Source organism: Actinomadura chibensis NBRC 106107 (assembly GCF_001552135.1).
Lineage (GTDB): Bacteria > Actinomycetota > Actinomycetes > Streptosporangiales > Streptosporangiaceae > Spirillospora > Spirillospora chibensis.
In genome coordinates, this window is record NZ_BCQP01000035.1 from 102,066 (window position 1) to 114,856 (window position 12,791).

Sequence of the window (12,791 nt, forward strand, 5' to 3'; positions counted from 1 at the left end):
GCCCTATTGGACATTCATTCGCCGGATGGACGCGGCGAGCGCTCCCGGTTGTCTATGGTCTACGGGACGACAGACGGCCGGCCCAGCGCCGGAGAGGCTGAGGAGGGCGACCGGGTGGCGCGCAGCAGGGACCGTTCCGTACGCGCGGAGCACCACCACGCGGCCTACGGGCGCGAGACGTACGGCGATCCGTACGACGACCCGCACGCGGGCGACCAGCTCGCCGGGCACCGCGCCGGCCAGGGCGGCGGCGCCTACGACGGGTACGGCGGGCCGCGGCGGCGCCGCCGCAAACGCTGGCCGAAGGTGCTCGGCGCCGTCGTCGTCGTGCTGCTGCTGCTGATCGTCGGCGGCTACTTCTACCTCGACTCGCGGCTCAAGCGGGAGTCCGTGCTCGTCGACTATCCGGGCCGGGTCGGCGACACCCCGGGGACGAACTGGCTGATCGTCGGCTCCGACAGCCGCGAGGGCCTGTCGAAGGCCGACCAGCGGCGGCTCCGCACCGGGTTCGCCTCGGGCCGCCGCACCGACTCGATGATGCTGCTGCACTACGGCTCGGGCGGGACGTCCCTGATCAGCCTCCCGCGCGACTCCTACCTCCCGATCGCCGGGCACGGGTCGAACAAGCTGAACGCGGCGTTCGCCTACGGCGGGCCGAAGCTGCTCGCCCAGACGGTGGAGAAGGCGACCGGCGTCCACATCGACCACTACGCCGAGATCGGCTTCAACGGCTTCGTCGGCGTGGTCGACGCGGTCGGCGGCGTGGACATCTGCGTCAAGGACGACATCAACGACCCGAAGGCCGGGCTGAACCTCAAGGCGGGCTGCCAGACGCTGAACGGCGGGCAGGCCCTCGGCTACGTCCGGACCCGCAAGTTCGCCCGCGCCGACCTGGAGCGGGTCGAGCACCAGCGGCAGTTCTTCGCCGCGCTGATGAAGAAGGCGACGAGCCCGGGGACGCTGCTCAACCCGTTCCGCGGCGTCCCGCTCGCCCTGAACTCCACCAGCAACTTCCTCGTCGACGACGGCGACCACCTGTACGACCTCGTCCGGATGATGTGGGCGATGAAGGGCGTCAGCGGGGGCGGCGGCGTGACGACGACCGTCCCGATCGGCGGCGCCGGAAGCTCGGCGGCGGCGGGCTCCTACATCACCTGGGACCGGGGCAAGGCGTCCCGCCTGTTCGACGCGCTCAAGCAGGACCAGAAGATCCCCGAGGACGTCATCACCAAGTGACCCCTTTTCGGGTGCGCGGGCCGTCCGGTTAGAGTCGGGTCATGTCCGATGTGACGCCGGACGGCGCCGCCGACCTGGAGGCGCTGCCGTCCAAGGAGCTGCACGACCGCGCGCTGGCCCTCGCGAAGGAGCGGCGCGACGTCGGCTTCCTGTGGGACCTGCTGCGCGCCATCCCCGCCGCGGCGGCCGCCACCGGGGAGGTCGGCCGCGCCAGGTTCGACCTGCTCCACGGGCTGTCGCTGCTTGAGGAGTTCACGCACGCGGGCGAGGGCGAGATGGCCGACGCGCTCCGTCCCTTCTACATCGAGTACCTCACCGAGCACCCCAAAGGGACCTGACGCTCTCTTTCCGCCCTCTTGATCTCCGTCGCGCCGCCCCGGGGAATCACTCTGCGTAGTCTGGAGACCGCAGAGGGTGGTTGAATTGAATAAGAAGCACATCAAGATCGCCGCGATCGCCTTCGTGGCGTGGTACGTGATCACCAGGCCGGAGGGAGCGGCGCATCTGGTCAACAACGCCCTGAGCGGGCTCGGCACCGCAGCCGAGTCGTTGTCGCAGTTCATGAGCGCGATCCCGAACTGACGGACGGCTCGAAGGCCCCGTACCGCCGGCGGTACGGGGCTTCTTAGCGCCCCGACACCAAGCGGTTGCCCGCGCGTCACAGTAAAATCGCGCTTTGCGGGCAGACGCGCGTGGGCACAATTGAATCGGGTCAGTTGTGTCGCTGCGCTACAACCAGGGACGGCGTACGGATGAAGAAGAACCTCCGCTATGTGGCGATCGCCTTCGTCATCTTCTACTTGCTGAGCTCACCGACCGACGCGGCGGGAGTGGTCAACAACGCCTTCAGCCAGCTCGGCAAGGCGGGCAACCAGCTTGCGTCCTTCGTGAACGCGTTGGGGACGTAAGGGCGCGCCGGCGGTACGGGCCCACCGTTCCCGGGGGCGCGTGGGGGTCCTCCCTCCACACGGGGCGGGTGCGGCCCGGCGGCGCCGGCGGAACGAGACGAACGACACGGCCGATCGGGGGGACGATCTCCTAGGATCGGCCTCATGTCTGTCTTCGACGTAGAGATCGAGGCTCTGCGAGGCGGCTCCGCGGACCTCGGCCAGTACCGGGGCAAGGCCGTGCTCGTCGTCAACGTCGCGTCCCGGTGCGGCCTCACCCCTCAGTACTCCGGTCTGGAGCGGCTGCAGGAGAGGTTCGCCGGGCGCGGCTTCACTGTCCTCGGCGTCCCCTGCAACCAGTTCATGGGCCAGGAGCCCGGCACCGCCGACGAGATCGCCGAGTTCTGCTCGACGACTTACGGCGTCACGTTCCCGATGACCGAGAAGATCGAGGTCAACGGGGACGGGCGGCACCCGCTGTACCAGGGCCTCGTCGGCTCGCCCGACGCCGAGGGCCACACCGGCGACATCCGCTGGAACTTCGAGAAGTTCCTCATCGCCCCGGACGGCGCGGTCGCGGCGCGCTTCGCGCCGCAGACCGAGCCCGAGGCGGACGAGGTCGTCGCCGCCATCGAGAAGAACCTCCCGTCCTGACCGCGGCCGCGCCCTCCGGGCCCCTCGGAGGGCGCGCCCCGTGAACCGCCGTGGGAAGCGCGGCACATCGCCTACCCGGTTGCCCTCTATTCGAGTCGGCGTCTAACTTGGGATTCGCGATGTGACCTGCGTGGAGGTGCGGCATGGGCGGTTGGACGGTGCGCGACATCCCCGGCCTGCGCGGCCGCAGGGCCGTCGTCACCGGGGCGAACAGCGGCATCGGCTACCACACCGCGCTCCAGCTCGCCCGGCACGGGGCGTCGGTCGTGCTCGCCTGCCGCAGCGCCGAGCGCGGGCAGGCCGCCTTCGACCGGATGCGGGCCGCCGCGCCGGACGCCGACCTCGTCCTCGGCTCGCTCGACCTCGCCGACCTGGCCTCCGTCCGGACGTTCGCGGACCGGCACGGCGGCGAGCCCCTCGACATCCTCGTCAACAACGCGGGCGTGATGGCGCTGCCTCGGCGCTCCACCGCCGACGGGTTCGAGATGCAGTTCGGCACCAACCATCTCGGCCACTTCGCGCTCACCGGGCTGCTGCTGGACGCGCTGCGGGCCGCGGCGTCCGCGCACGGGCCGGCCCGCGTCGTGACCGTGACGTCCGGCTTCGCGTGGACGGGCCGCCTGCGCTTCGACGACCTCCAGGGCGAGCGCCGCTACCGCAAGTGGTCCGCCTACAGCCAGGCCAAGCTCGCCAACCTGATCTTCGCGAAGGAGCTCGACCGGCGCGTCCGCGAGCTGACCAGCGTCGCCGCCCACCCCGGCTACGCGGCCACGAACCTGCAGCAGGCCGGGCCCAAGATGCGGGGCAGCTCGCTCATGGAGAAGGCGACCGGGCTCGGCAACGCGCTGATGGCCCAGTCCGCCGCCGAGGGGGCGCTGCCGTCGCTGTACGCGGCGACGTCCCCGGACGCGGAGGGCGGCGCATGCTACGGCCCCCGCCTGCTCCAGTACCGCGGCTCACCGGTCAAGGTCGCCACGCCCCCACAGGCCGACCGCCCAGCCCTGGCCGAACGCCTGTGGAACATCTCCGAAACACTCACCGACGTCACCTACACCCCCACCCCCGCCTAACACCCACCCACCGCACCAGACCCGCTTGGCGACCTACGCGCCGCGCCCGCGTGACGGCTTACGCGCCCGTGCCCGCCTCTGCGCTCAGCGCACGCCTTTGCGCTCGCGCCCGTCTTTGCGCTCGCGCCCGTCTTTGCGCTCGCGCCCGTCTTTGCGCTCGCGGCCGCCTTTGCGCCATGCCCGTCATTGCGCCCAACGCCCGCCTACGTGCTCGTGCCCGCCTTTGCGCCCAGCGTGCGCATTCGTGCTGCGCTTGCTTACGTGTTCGTGTTCGCTTGGGGGCTGAGGCCGTGGACGGCTTGTGCCACCGTTGCTGCGATCACGCCCTCCGCTTGGGACGGTGTGCGTTGCGCGAGGCGGGCGGCGGCGTCGACCAGGCCCTGGATCAGTTCCGCGCGCAGCGCGGGGTCCGGGACGCCGCCCTCGTCGAGTGCCGCGACCAGCGGGCGGAGCAGTTGCGCGTGCCCGTCGCGGATGCGGTCCAGGGCCGGTTCGGCGAGGGCGTGCTCGACGAGCGCGACGGCGGCGGCGTGCCGTCCGTCCGTCATGACCTCCAGTTGCGCCCGGACGTAGGACTCGACCTTCGCGTCCAGCCCGGCGGCCCCGGCGAGCGCCGCCTCCACGGCGGACGCCCAGCGGGGCAGCTCGTCCTCGACGATCGCGGCGACGAGGTCGTCCTTCGACCGGAAGTACTCGTACAGGCTCGGCCGGGACAGCCCGACGCGCCGCGCCAGCGCGGCGAGCGACAGCGCCTCGATGCCCTCCTCGGCGACGAGCGTCCGCGCGGCGTCGAGGAGGGTGCGCAGCTGCCGGGCCCGGTGCTCGGCGACGGTCGCCTCGCTGATCTTCGGCACCCGTCCATCCTAGGTCGGCCCCGGGCCCGCGGGCGGCGGGCTCAGGGGCCCCGGGTGATGTCCCAGTCGAGGGTGGCGGGGATCGCTCCCTCCAGCATGAGCAGCCAGCGCTTGACCTCCACGCCGGTGCCGCCGCTGTAGCCGCCGAGCCCGTTCGAGGCGACGACCCGGTGGCACGGGACGATCAGCGGGATCGGGTTGCCGCCCATCACCTGCCCGATCACCTGGGCGTGCACCTCGGCGCCGCTGCGGTCGCCGAGCCCGCCGTAGGTGATGACCTCCCCGTACTTGACCGTCTCATACAGCGTCGAGAGCACCTGCCGCTGCAGGTCGGACGTGAGCCGCCAGTCGATCGGGAGCTCGAAGTCCTTCAGGTCGCCCGCGAAGAAGTCCCGGAGGGCGGACAGGGCCGGGGCGAGGCGGTCGGGCGCGTCCACCACCGGCAGGCCGACCGCCTTCGCCGTGCGGGCGCGGTTGGCGGGCGTGTCGCGGAAGTGCAGGGCGGCGACGCCCGTCTCGGTCTCCGCGACGAGCAGGCGGCCGAGCACGGTGTCGACCGTGCCGAACGCGAGGGTCTCGGTCATCGTTCAGCGCTCCTTCCCGGGCGGGTCCAGCGTGTCATGCCGGACCGACATTCCGTTCAACACCGCCGGACGCCGTCACGTTGCGAGGGTGCGGTGCAGCCGCGCGGACTCCTTGGCCAGGCGGGACGAGCCGCCGCGGCCCGCCGCCTCCGCCACGGCCGCGATGGCGCCCCGCGCCCCGGTGGACTCGGCCGTCCGGGTGGCGAGGGCCAGCAGGTCGGGGACGCCCGCCGCCGCGCGCTCGCCCGGCGCGGGGAGCGCGTGCGGGAGGGCGGCGGCGAGGATCGTCCAGACGCCGGTGTGCGCGCCCGCGTCGGCGGCCGACGTGAGCGCCTTCACGGCGCGGGGGAGGGTGATGCGGCCGGCGGCGGTGAGGCGCCCGAGCACCGTGCCGGTCTCGGCGGCGGGGAGGGCGTCGCGGGCGGCGAGGGCGAGGAGCGCCTCGGTGGCGTCCGCGCGCTCGCGCTCGTGCCGGTTGGCGAGGCCGCAGGCGAGGAGCGTCCCGGTCGCGGCGCCCGTCGGGCCGTCGGCCTCCGCGAGGTCGAGCAGGACGGAGCCCTGGCCCCAGTCCCCGTCCTCGGTGCCCGCGGTGTAGGGGACGAGGTGCGCCGCGGCGACCTCGCGGTGGGACGGCAGGACGGACGGCCAGTGCGGGGCGGAGTCGACGCCGCGGACCCGGTGGACGCCGGCCCAGCCGGCCTCGGGAAAGCGGCACAGGTGCGCGATGTCGGACTTGCCCGGGACGTCCACCGTGGAGCGGACGCGGACGGGAAGGGAGGCGTTCCGCTCGCGGTCTCCCACGAACTGGCCGAGCACCCGGCACTCGACGGGCGGGTCGGCGAGCCCGCCGTCGGCCAGCCACGCCGCCGCCCTCCTCCCGGCCTTGGACGACAGCCCCTTCGCCCGCGCCACGGCGGCCTGGTCGAAGTCGCGCGGGACGCGCAGCAGCGCCTGCGTGAGATCGGCCCGGCCCGGCTCGGCACCCGCCTCCTCCAGCCGTTCCAGCCGCTGGACCAGCACGTCGGGGTCGATGTGGCCGCTGCCCTCGGTCGGCGTCGCGAGCAGGAGCGGGACCTTCCCCACCGCGGCCGCCGCCTCGTGCCGCCGCCAGGCGAGGAACCGCTCGATCTGCGGGCTGGACGTCCTCCCGCGGTCGCGGGAGCGTCCCTTGACGAAGTCGACGAGCGTCTCGACCACCTTGGGCGGGCTCTTCGGAAAGAGCAGGCTCCGCACCGGCAGGAGCACCCAGCTCTTCCGGATGAAGTCGTTCATGTACTGGTGGTTCTGGGTGATCCAGAGCGCGTGCGTGAAGGCCGCCTCCCGGATCGCCTTCCGCGTCCCGTCCGGGTCGAGGTAGGCGAACTCGACGAGCGCGCCGAGGAAGCGCTCGGCCGTCGCCCACGGCGTCGGGGACCGGGTGAGCACCGTGAACTCCTCGACCAGCTCGGCGAGCGAGCCGACCGGGACGGGCGCCGGGCGCGGCACGAACGGCGGCGGCCCCGCGAGCGGTGGCGGCCCGGTTCCGGCGTCCGCGGGCTCGACCGCGCCGAACGCGGCGGCGATCGTCTCACGGAGGTCGGCGGGCAGCCCGGCGGCGGCGTCGCGGACCTCGGCGCGGACCTCCTCGGCCGCCCGCGCCGCGTGCTTGGCCGCGCTCTTCACGGCCCGTTCGCGCAGGTCGAGGGCGTCGGAGGGGAACACCGCGACGAGGGCGCGGAGGGTGGCGTCGACGCGGTCGCGCCTGCGGGCCGTGCGGTCGAGCCAGGTCAGCCCCGCGCGGACGAGCTTCTTCTCCGGCCGGAACAGCAGCGCGCCCGCCGCGTCCTCGAACAGCGCCGCGTCGAGCCGCCCCTGGTCGTCGGCGCGGCGCACCTCGCGCAGCGCGAGGTCGGCGACGGTCGACGGCGCGGCCGGGAGCAGGTGGACGTAGTCGCGGACGCGGTCGGCGGCCTCCGCGTCGGTCGGCTCCAGCGCGTCGTGCAGCCGGACGAACCAGCGGAGGTCGCGGGCCGTCCCGCCGCGCAGGAAGCGGCCGACGCAGCCGTCCAGGAGGGCCGCGCGGTCGAGCCGCCCGGCGCGGGCCAGGGCGGCGAGGGCGTTCGCCCAGGGGCTCGGCACGGACGGGTCGGGCCGCACCTCTTCGGCGAGGGCCGCGCCGACGCCGTTCGCCTCGAACAGCGCGGGGACGAGCGTGTCCAGGAACGGGTCGGCGGCGAGGGCCTCCGGGTCCGGGGAGCGGCCGGCCACCCACCCGGCGACGAAGCCGTCCGACACCGGCGGGGCGACCCCGGCCGACCTGATCAGGGCCGCCGCCATGTCCCAGCGCGCCCGGTCGCCGTCGGCGGGGCGGATGCGGTCGGCGAGGCGCCGCCCGACGTCGGCCCGCCACTCGTCCGGCCGCGCGGCGGTGACCGCGCCGAGCGCCGCGTGGAACTCGGGGACGCGGTCCTCTGCCCACCACCAGATCTGCAGGTCGCGGCGGTTCAGCCAGGTCGCGGCCGCGGCCGGGCCGGTGATCGTGCCCGCGCCCGCGACCAGCAGCGCCGCGGTCACCTGCTGCGCGTGGACGCCGAAGCTCGCCCCGTCCCGCGCGGACCTGATCAGCGCCGCGAGGTCCTTGGCCACGGCGCGGCGGGCGTCGGCGTCGAGCGCGCCGACGAGGTCGGCCGTCCGGGACACGTCCCCGGCGGCGATGGCCTTCTGGATCTCGTCCCGCTCGCTCATCGCGCGGCCTCCACGGCGGCCTCGCGGCGGGCCATCCGGGCGGCGAGGACGTGCTTGCACGGCCCGCGCTCGCCCCGGTGGTCGAACCACCACGGGCACGTGCAGGTGGCGCGGTCGCCGTCGAGGCTGACCCGGCGCTCGCCGCCGTCCGTCCGCACGACGGCCGTGCCGTCGGACGCGAACCGCACGGCGTCCCCCTCGACGAGCGCCCGCGCCGACCGCAGCCGCGGGTTGAGCGCCGCCACGCGCGCGGGGTCGTAGGGCAATTCGCGGTGGAAGAACCCCGCCTCGGCGGCGTCGAACCCCACGCGGCCGGACGTCCCGAGCTGGGTCAGCGCGGCCTTCGTCCGCTCCAGGGTGAGGCCGGACCGCTCGGACAGCAGGTCGGGGTCGACGCGGGGCTCGAACGACAGCAGCGCGCCGATCAGGTCGGCGTCGCCCGCGGCCTCGTCCGTCGCGAGGGCGTCGAGCACGGCGCCCTCGCCGGAGAACCCGCGCGAGTTCTGCGGGGACAGGGTGAGGACGTAGCGCATGCCCGGCAGTTCCAGTTCCCACACGCTCGCCACCGGCCCGCTGCCGCCGGCGACGGACGGCCCGTACACGCGCAGGGCGCTCGCGAAGCGGAGCAGCGGCAGCATCGTCCGCAGCCGGTCGGGCCCCGCCAGGCACACCGCGCCGGGCACCGGACGGGACGAGACCCGCAGCGTCCGTCCGGCGGGCACCACCCAGAGGACGTCCCGCGCGCGCTTGGGCAGCGACCGGAGGAACCGGACCGCGTCCAACCCGGTCAGCTCGGCGCGCGGGTCGAACCCGGCCGTGATGACCTGGACCTCGGCGAAGCCCCGCAGCCACCGGTCCGGGAGCGGGACCTTCTTCTCCACGACGGCGCCGTCCATGGTCGTCACGGCCAGCTCCTCGGCGCCGACCGCCAGGTGCAGCGGGTCGGAGCCGCCCACCCGCGCGAGGGCCTCGCGCAGCGGTCCGTTGACGTCGACGTTGGTCGTGCCGCGCTCGTGGACCTCGCCGTCCATCGCGGGCTCCAGCACGTCCAGCCGGGCGTAGACGCCGCCGCACGCGGAGAACGACTCCATCCGCAGCCGGTCGCCGTTGCACGTGACGACCGGGTCCCGGAACGAGGTGGGACGCGGCTGGTGGTACCGGGTCTGCGCGACGTCCGCCAGCGCGATCAGCCCCGCCGCGGCGGGCGCCGCCTGGGTGAGGACGCCGCTGAAGAAGTGCGGGTGCGGACTCGGCCCGGCGCTGGTCGTCCCGCCCGAGGTGGACAGGCCGAGGAGCCCGCCGTCGAGGCCGGACGGCCGCGTGTAGGTGTATGCCTGGGCGGCCCCTGCCGCCACGGTGCTGCTCGCCATGCCGAGAACGTACGGGCACGCACCGACAAAGCGCGGCCCATCGGGAGATCAGTCGAGCTGACCTGGGAAGAGCAGGGCCAGCTCGCGCGGATGGCCGCCGATCAGGCGCAGTTCGTCGTCGGTCAGCGGGCGTCCCGTCTGGGCGTTGCAGAGCTGGACGAGCTTGAACGCGAGGTCCTCGTCGACGGGGTCGATGCCCAGTCCGTCCATGACGTGCCTGAACCCGGCCTTGCCGCCGTACTCGCCGGTGAGGACGACCCGTCCCGGACGGGCGTGCCAGTCGTCCGGGAACGGGCCGAGCGTCTCCTCGTCGTACAGCTCGTAGTTGCCGTGGTCTTTCAGCGCTCCGTCCGCGTGGATGCCGGACTCGTGCGCGAACGCGTTCCGTCCCACCCCGACCTGGTTGTAGGGGAGCGGCTGCCCGAACGCGTAACTGGCCCACAGGGCGAACCGCCGCGCCCAGGACAGGTCGATCGGATCCCCGATCTCGGCGCCGTGCTTCTCCAGCCCGAACCCGTGCCGGAACGCGAGGATGGTCGACAGCAGGTCGGCGTTGCCCGACCGTTCGCCGATCCCGTTGACGCACGTGTTGATCCAGGCGTCCTGCCCCGCCTCCAGGTCGCCGAGCGCGCCGCTGACGGAGTTCGCCACGGCCAGGCCGAGGTCGTTGTGGCAGTGGGTCTCGACCGGCATCCCCACGGCGGACGCCAGTCTGGCGAAGCGCTCCCTGACGCGCTCCGGCGTGTCGCCCCCGATCGTGTCGCAGTACCGGACGCGGTCGGCCCCGGCCTCCTTCGCGGCGAGCGCGAACTCGGTGAGGAAGCCGTCGTCGGTGCGGGAGCCGTCCTCGGCGTTGACCCCGACCGTCAGCGCCCCGGCCGCCTTCGCCGTCCGGACGGCCGCGACCATCTCCCGGACGATCGCGTCCCGGTCCAGCCGCCCGCGGAACTTGTTCGCGATCATGTAGTCGGACGTGGAGATCGACAGGTTGTAGTGCGCGAGCCCGACGCCGCCCGCCCGCACCTCGGCGGCCTTCTCGACGTCCCCCGCGACGCCCCGGCACCAGCCGGACAGCCGCAGCCCGCCGAACGCGCCCGCCTCCGCCAGCGCGAGCTGCGCCCGCACGTAGGGGACCTCGTGGAACAGGAACGGGAAGCCGATCTCCGACTGCGCCGCGCCCAGCCGTCCCAGGTAGAAGTTGACCATCGTCTTGCCGAACTTCGAGAGCCCGGTCCGCGCCGTCTGGACGCCGTCGCGGTTGGTGACGTCGAGGAAGTGAATCTGAGGCATGCCCTCAGATTGACACCGCAATCCACATGTATCAATATTGACGAAAATCAATATGAGGACGTTGAGATGAGCGAGAACGACCAGCAGGGCGGCTGGATCGACGCGCGGGCGGCGGCCGAGCGGCTCGGTGTGAAGCCCGCCACGCTGTACGCCTACGTGAGCCGCGGCGTGCTGCGCCGCAGGCACGCCGCCGACGGCCGCCGCAGCCTCTTCGACGCCGCCCAGGTCGAGGAGCTGGCCCGGCGCGGCAGGCCGCGCCGCCCGCCCGGCCCCGGCGAGCTGGCGATCGAGTCGTCGATCACCGCGCTCGGCCCCGACCGCCCCTACTACCGGGGCCGCGACGTCCTGGCCCTGGCCGGACAGAGCACCTTCGAGGACGTCGCCACCTGGCTCTGGACGTCCCGCGAGACCAACGGACACGCCTGGCAGGCCCACGCGGACGGCGTCGCGAGGGCGGTCGCCGCCCAGTCCGGCCTCCCGCCGGACCTCCTCCCGCTCGACCGGCTCCAGCTCATCGTCACCGCCCTCGCCACCGCCGACCCGCTGCGCCACCACCTCGACCCCGAGGGCGTCGCCGCCACCGGACGCGCCTTGATCGCGGGCCTGATCGAGGCCCTCCCGGCGTCGCGCCCGTCCACCGGCGAGGGCCGCCTGGCCGAGCGCCTCTGGGACCGCCTGTGCCCGCACCCGCCCGAGGCGGGCACGCTGCGCGCGTTCGAGTCGGCCATGATCCTGCTCGCCGACCACGAGCTGGCGGCGTCGACCGTCGCGGCCCGGGTGGCGGCGTCGGTGCGCGCCGATCCGTACGCCGTCGTCGCGTCCGGCCTCGGCGTCGCGAGCGGACCGCTGCACGGCGGCGCGTCGTACGGCGCGGAGCGCCTGCTCGCCGAGGTCGCCGATCCGGCGTCCGCGGGACGCGTGCTGGGGGAGCGGCTGCGCGGCGGCGAGCGCGTCCCCGGCTTCGGGCACCCGGTCTACAAGGCGGGCGACGGCCGCGCGACGGCGCTGCTGGACTTCGTCCGCGCCGCCGCTCCGGAGAACGAGCGGGTCGCCGCCGCGGACGCCGTCCTCGCCGAGGCCGCGCGCCGCCGACTGCCCGCGCCCAACGTCGACTTCGCGCTGGCCGCCCTCGGCGCGGTGGCGGGGCTCGTGCCCGGCGCGGGCGAGGCGATCTTCGCGGTGGCGCGGACCGCCGGGTGGCTGGCGCACGCGCTGGAGGAGTACGGGCGGGGCGGCCCGCTGCGTCCGCGCGCCGTCTACACGGGCCCGCCCCTCCCCGCGGCGGGCTGACGTTCGATGGGGTCGCGGCGGGATTCCGCGGCACCGGGGGTACGCTCGTTGACGTGCGACGGTTTCTCACCCCTGGCTGGATAGGGCTGCACGCGATCGCGATCACGCTGTGCGGCGCCTTCCTCGGCTTCGGCTGGTGGCAGTACGACCGCGCCCAGAGCGGCAACGACCGGAGCTGGGCCTACACCTTCGAATGGCCGATCTTCGCGATCTTCGTGATCGTGATGTGGGTCAAGATGATCCGCGACGAGCGGTCCGGCGCGGCCCCCGCGCCCGCCGTCCTGGAGGAGCCCGCCGAGGACGAGGTCAAGCGCGAGATCATCCGTCGCCAGGAGGAAGAGGACCCGGCCTTGGCGGCCTACAACCGCTACCTGGCCCGCCTGAACTCAGAGAGCGGCGGCACCTCCCGCTGACTTGCGACCGCCAGGCGCGTGCCCTCCACTCGACATCCCAACGGACAACCGAATCAACAACCTCAACCGACACCCCAACAGAGACCCGGAGCGGCAAACCCGGCCCCACGGCGCGGAGACGGCGACCCGAGAGCGGCAGCCCCAGAGACGGCAAGCCCCGAACCGGCGACCCCGCCTCAACGAACCAGAACCGGCGAACCCGAACCGGCGAACCTGAACCGGCGGACCTGAACCGGCGAACCTGAACCGGCGAACCTGAACCGGCGAACCTGAACCGGCGAACCTGAACCGGCGAACCTGAACCGGCGAACCTGAACCGGCGGACCTGAACCGGCGAACCTGAACCGGCGAACCTGAACCGGCGGACCTGAGCCGGGGTCACGGGTCGGGCGGCCGGAGGCCGCCAAGGCCTCCGGCCA

13 protein-coding genes are annotated in these 12,791 nt (G+C 73.8%); 8 read left to right on the plus strand and 5 right to left on the minus strand.

Annotation, left to right across the window (positions count from 1 at the left end; all coding sequences use genetic code 11):
* The first annotated feature begins 114 nt into the window (after positions 1–114).
* The 6 genes from ACH01S_RS20325 (at position 115) to ACH01S_RS20340 (ending at position 3,847) form a co-directional block, all read left to right on the plus strand.
* Complete coding sequence (locus tag ACH01S_RS20325) at positions 115–1,236, plus strand: LCP family protein (protein ID WP_246236988.1); 1,122 nt, start codon at positions 115–117, stop codon at positions 1,234–1,236.
* Between the two features lie 41 nt (positions 1,237–1,277).
* Entirely contained in the window at positions 1,278–1,574 is a 297-nt protein-coding gene (locus ACH01S_RS20330) for a hypothetical protein (RefSeq protein ID WP_067893516.1), read from the plus strand.
* Positions 1,575–1,659: 85 nt separating this feature from the next.
* The gene (locus ACH01S_RS44505; protein ID WP_169809315.1) at positions 1,660–1,818 is read left to right on the plus strand and encodes a hypothetical protein; all 159 of its coding nucleotides are present in this window, start codon (positions 1,660–1,662) and stop codon (positions 1,816–1,818) included.
* A gap of 170 nt (positions 1,819–1,988) precedes the next feature.
* Positions 1,989–2,144: a hypothetical protein gene (locus ACH01S_RS44510; RefSeq protein ID WP_169809316.1), complete on the plus strand. Its 156-nt coding sequence runs from the start codon at positions 1,989–1,991 to the stop codon at positions 2,142–2,144.
* Positions 2,145–2,288: 144 nt separating this feature from the next.
* Positions 2,289–2,777 (plus strand): glutathione peroxidase, encoded by a 489-nt coding sequence (locus ACH01S_RS20335; protein ID WP_067893518.1) that lies wholly within the window; start codon positions 2,289–2,291, stop codon positions 2,775–2,777.
* 143 nt (positions 2,778–2,920) lie between these two features.
* Positions 2,921–3,847 (plus strand): oxidoreductase, encoded by a 927-nt coding sequence (locus tag ACH01S_RS20340; protein WP_067893520.1) that lies wholly within the window; start codon positions 2,921–2,923, stop codon positions 3,845–3,847.
* Between the two features lie 257 nt (positions 3,848–4,104).
* Here the strand turns inward: ACH01S_RS20340 and ACH01S_RS20345 are convergent, their stop codons facing one another.
* The 5 genes from ACH01S_RS20345 to ACH01S_RS20365 form a co-directional block, all read right to left on the minus strand.
* Positions 4,105–4,701 carry a TetR/AcrR family transcriptional regulator gene (locus tag ACH01S_RS20345; protein WP_067893522.1) on the minus strand — a complete coding sequence of 199 codons (597 nt, stop codon included), beginning with the start codon at positions 4,699–4,701 and terminating at the stop codon, positions 4,105–4,107.
* A 41-nt stretch (positions 4,702–4,742) separates the two neighbouring features.
* A complete protein-coding gene (locus ACH01S_RS20350) occupies positions 4,743–5,285 on the minus strand; it encodes a methylated-DNA--[protein]-cysteine S-methyltransferase (RefSeq protein ID WP_067893523.1) in 543 nt (180 codons plus the stop codon).
* 75 nt (positions 5,286–5,360) lie between these two features.
* The gene (locus tag ACH01S_RS20355; RefSeq protein WP_067893525.1) at positions 5,361–8,009 is read right to left on the minus strand and encodes a DUF7824 domain-containing protein; all 2,649 of its coding nucleotides are present in this window, start codon (positions 8,007–8,009) and stop codon (positions 5,361–5,363) included.
* The gene (locus tag ACH01S_RS20360; protein ID WP_067893527.1) at positions 8,006–9,379 is read right to left on the minus strand and encodes an SWIM zinc finger family protein; all 1,374 of its coding nucleotides are present in this window, start codon (positions 9,377–9,379) and stop codon (positions 8,006–8,008) included. The genes ACH01S_RS20355 and ACH01S_RS20360 overlap by 4 nt, the downstream gene beginning before the upstream one ends.
* A 48-nt stretch (positions 9,380–9,427) precedes the next feature.
* Positions 9,428–10,669, minus strand: a complete 1,242-nt coding sequence (locus ACH01S_RS20365; protein ID WP_067893529.1) for a LeuA family protein — start codon at positions 10,667–10,669, stop codon at positions 9,428–9,430.
* A gap of 66 nt (positions 10,670–10,735) precedes the next feature.
* Between ACH01S_RS20365 and ACH01S_RS20370 the strand changes: the two genes are divergently transcribed.
* Together ACH01S_RS20370 and ACH01S_RS20375 are read left to right on the plus strand one after the other, a co-directional pair.
* Complete coding sequence (locus ACH01S_RS20370) at positions 10,736–11,959, plus strand: citrate/2-methylcitrate synthase (protein WP_067893531.1); 1,224 nt, start codon at positions 10,736–10,738, stop codon at positions 11,957–11,959.
* Positions 11,960–12,012: 53 nt separating this feature from the next.
* Complete coding sequence (locus ACH01S_RS20375; RefSeq protein ID WP_067893533.1) at positions 12,013–12,372, plus strand: hypothetical protein; 360 nt, start codon at positions 12,013–12,015, stop codon at positions 12,370–12,372.
* The last annotated feature ends 419 nt before the right edge of the window (positions 12,373–12,791 follow it).

Coding starts and splice junctions, on each gene's coding strand:
- ACH01S_RS20330 (WP_067893516.1), top strand. CDS start 1,278: ATGTCCGATGTGACGCCGGACGGCGCCGCCGACCTGGAGGCGCTGCCG.
- ACH01S_RS44510 (WP_169809316.1), top strand. CDS start 1,989: ATGAAGAAGAACCTCCGCTATGTGGCGATCGCCTTCGTCATCTTCTAC.
- ACH01S_RS20335 (WP_067893518.1), top strand. CDS start 2,289: ATGTCTGTCTTCGACGTAGAGATCGAGGCTCTGCGAGGCGGCTCCGCG.
- ACH01S_RS20340 (WP_067893520.1), top strand. CDS start 2,921: ATGGGCGGTTGGACGGTGCGCGACATCCCCGGCCTGCGCGGCCGCAGG.
- ACH01S_RS20350 (WP_067893523.1), bottom strand. CDS start 5,285: ATGACCGAGACCCTCGCGTTCGGCACGGTCGACACCGTGCTCGGCCGC.
- ACH01S_RS20355 (WP_067893525.1), bottom strand. CDS start 8,009: ATGAGCGAGCGGGACGAGATCCAGAAGGCCATCGCCGCCGGGGACGTG.
- ACH01S_RS20360 (WP_067893527.1), bottom strand. CDS start 9,379: ATGGCGAGCAGCACCGTGGCGGCAGGGGCCGCCCAGGCATACACCTAC.
- ACH01S_RS20365 (WP_067893529.1), bottom strand. CDS start 10,669: ATGCCTCAGATTCACTTCCTCGACGTCACCAACCGCGACGGCGTCCAG.
- ACH01S_RS20370 (WP_067893531.1), top strand. CDS start 10,736: ATGAGCGAGAACGACCAGCAGGGCGGCTGGATCGACGCGCGGGCGGCG.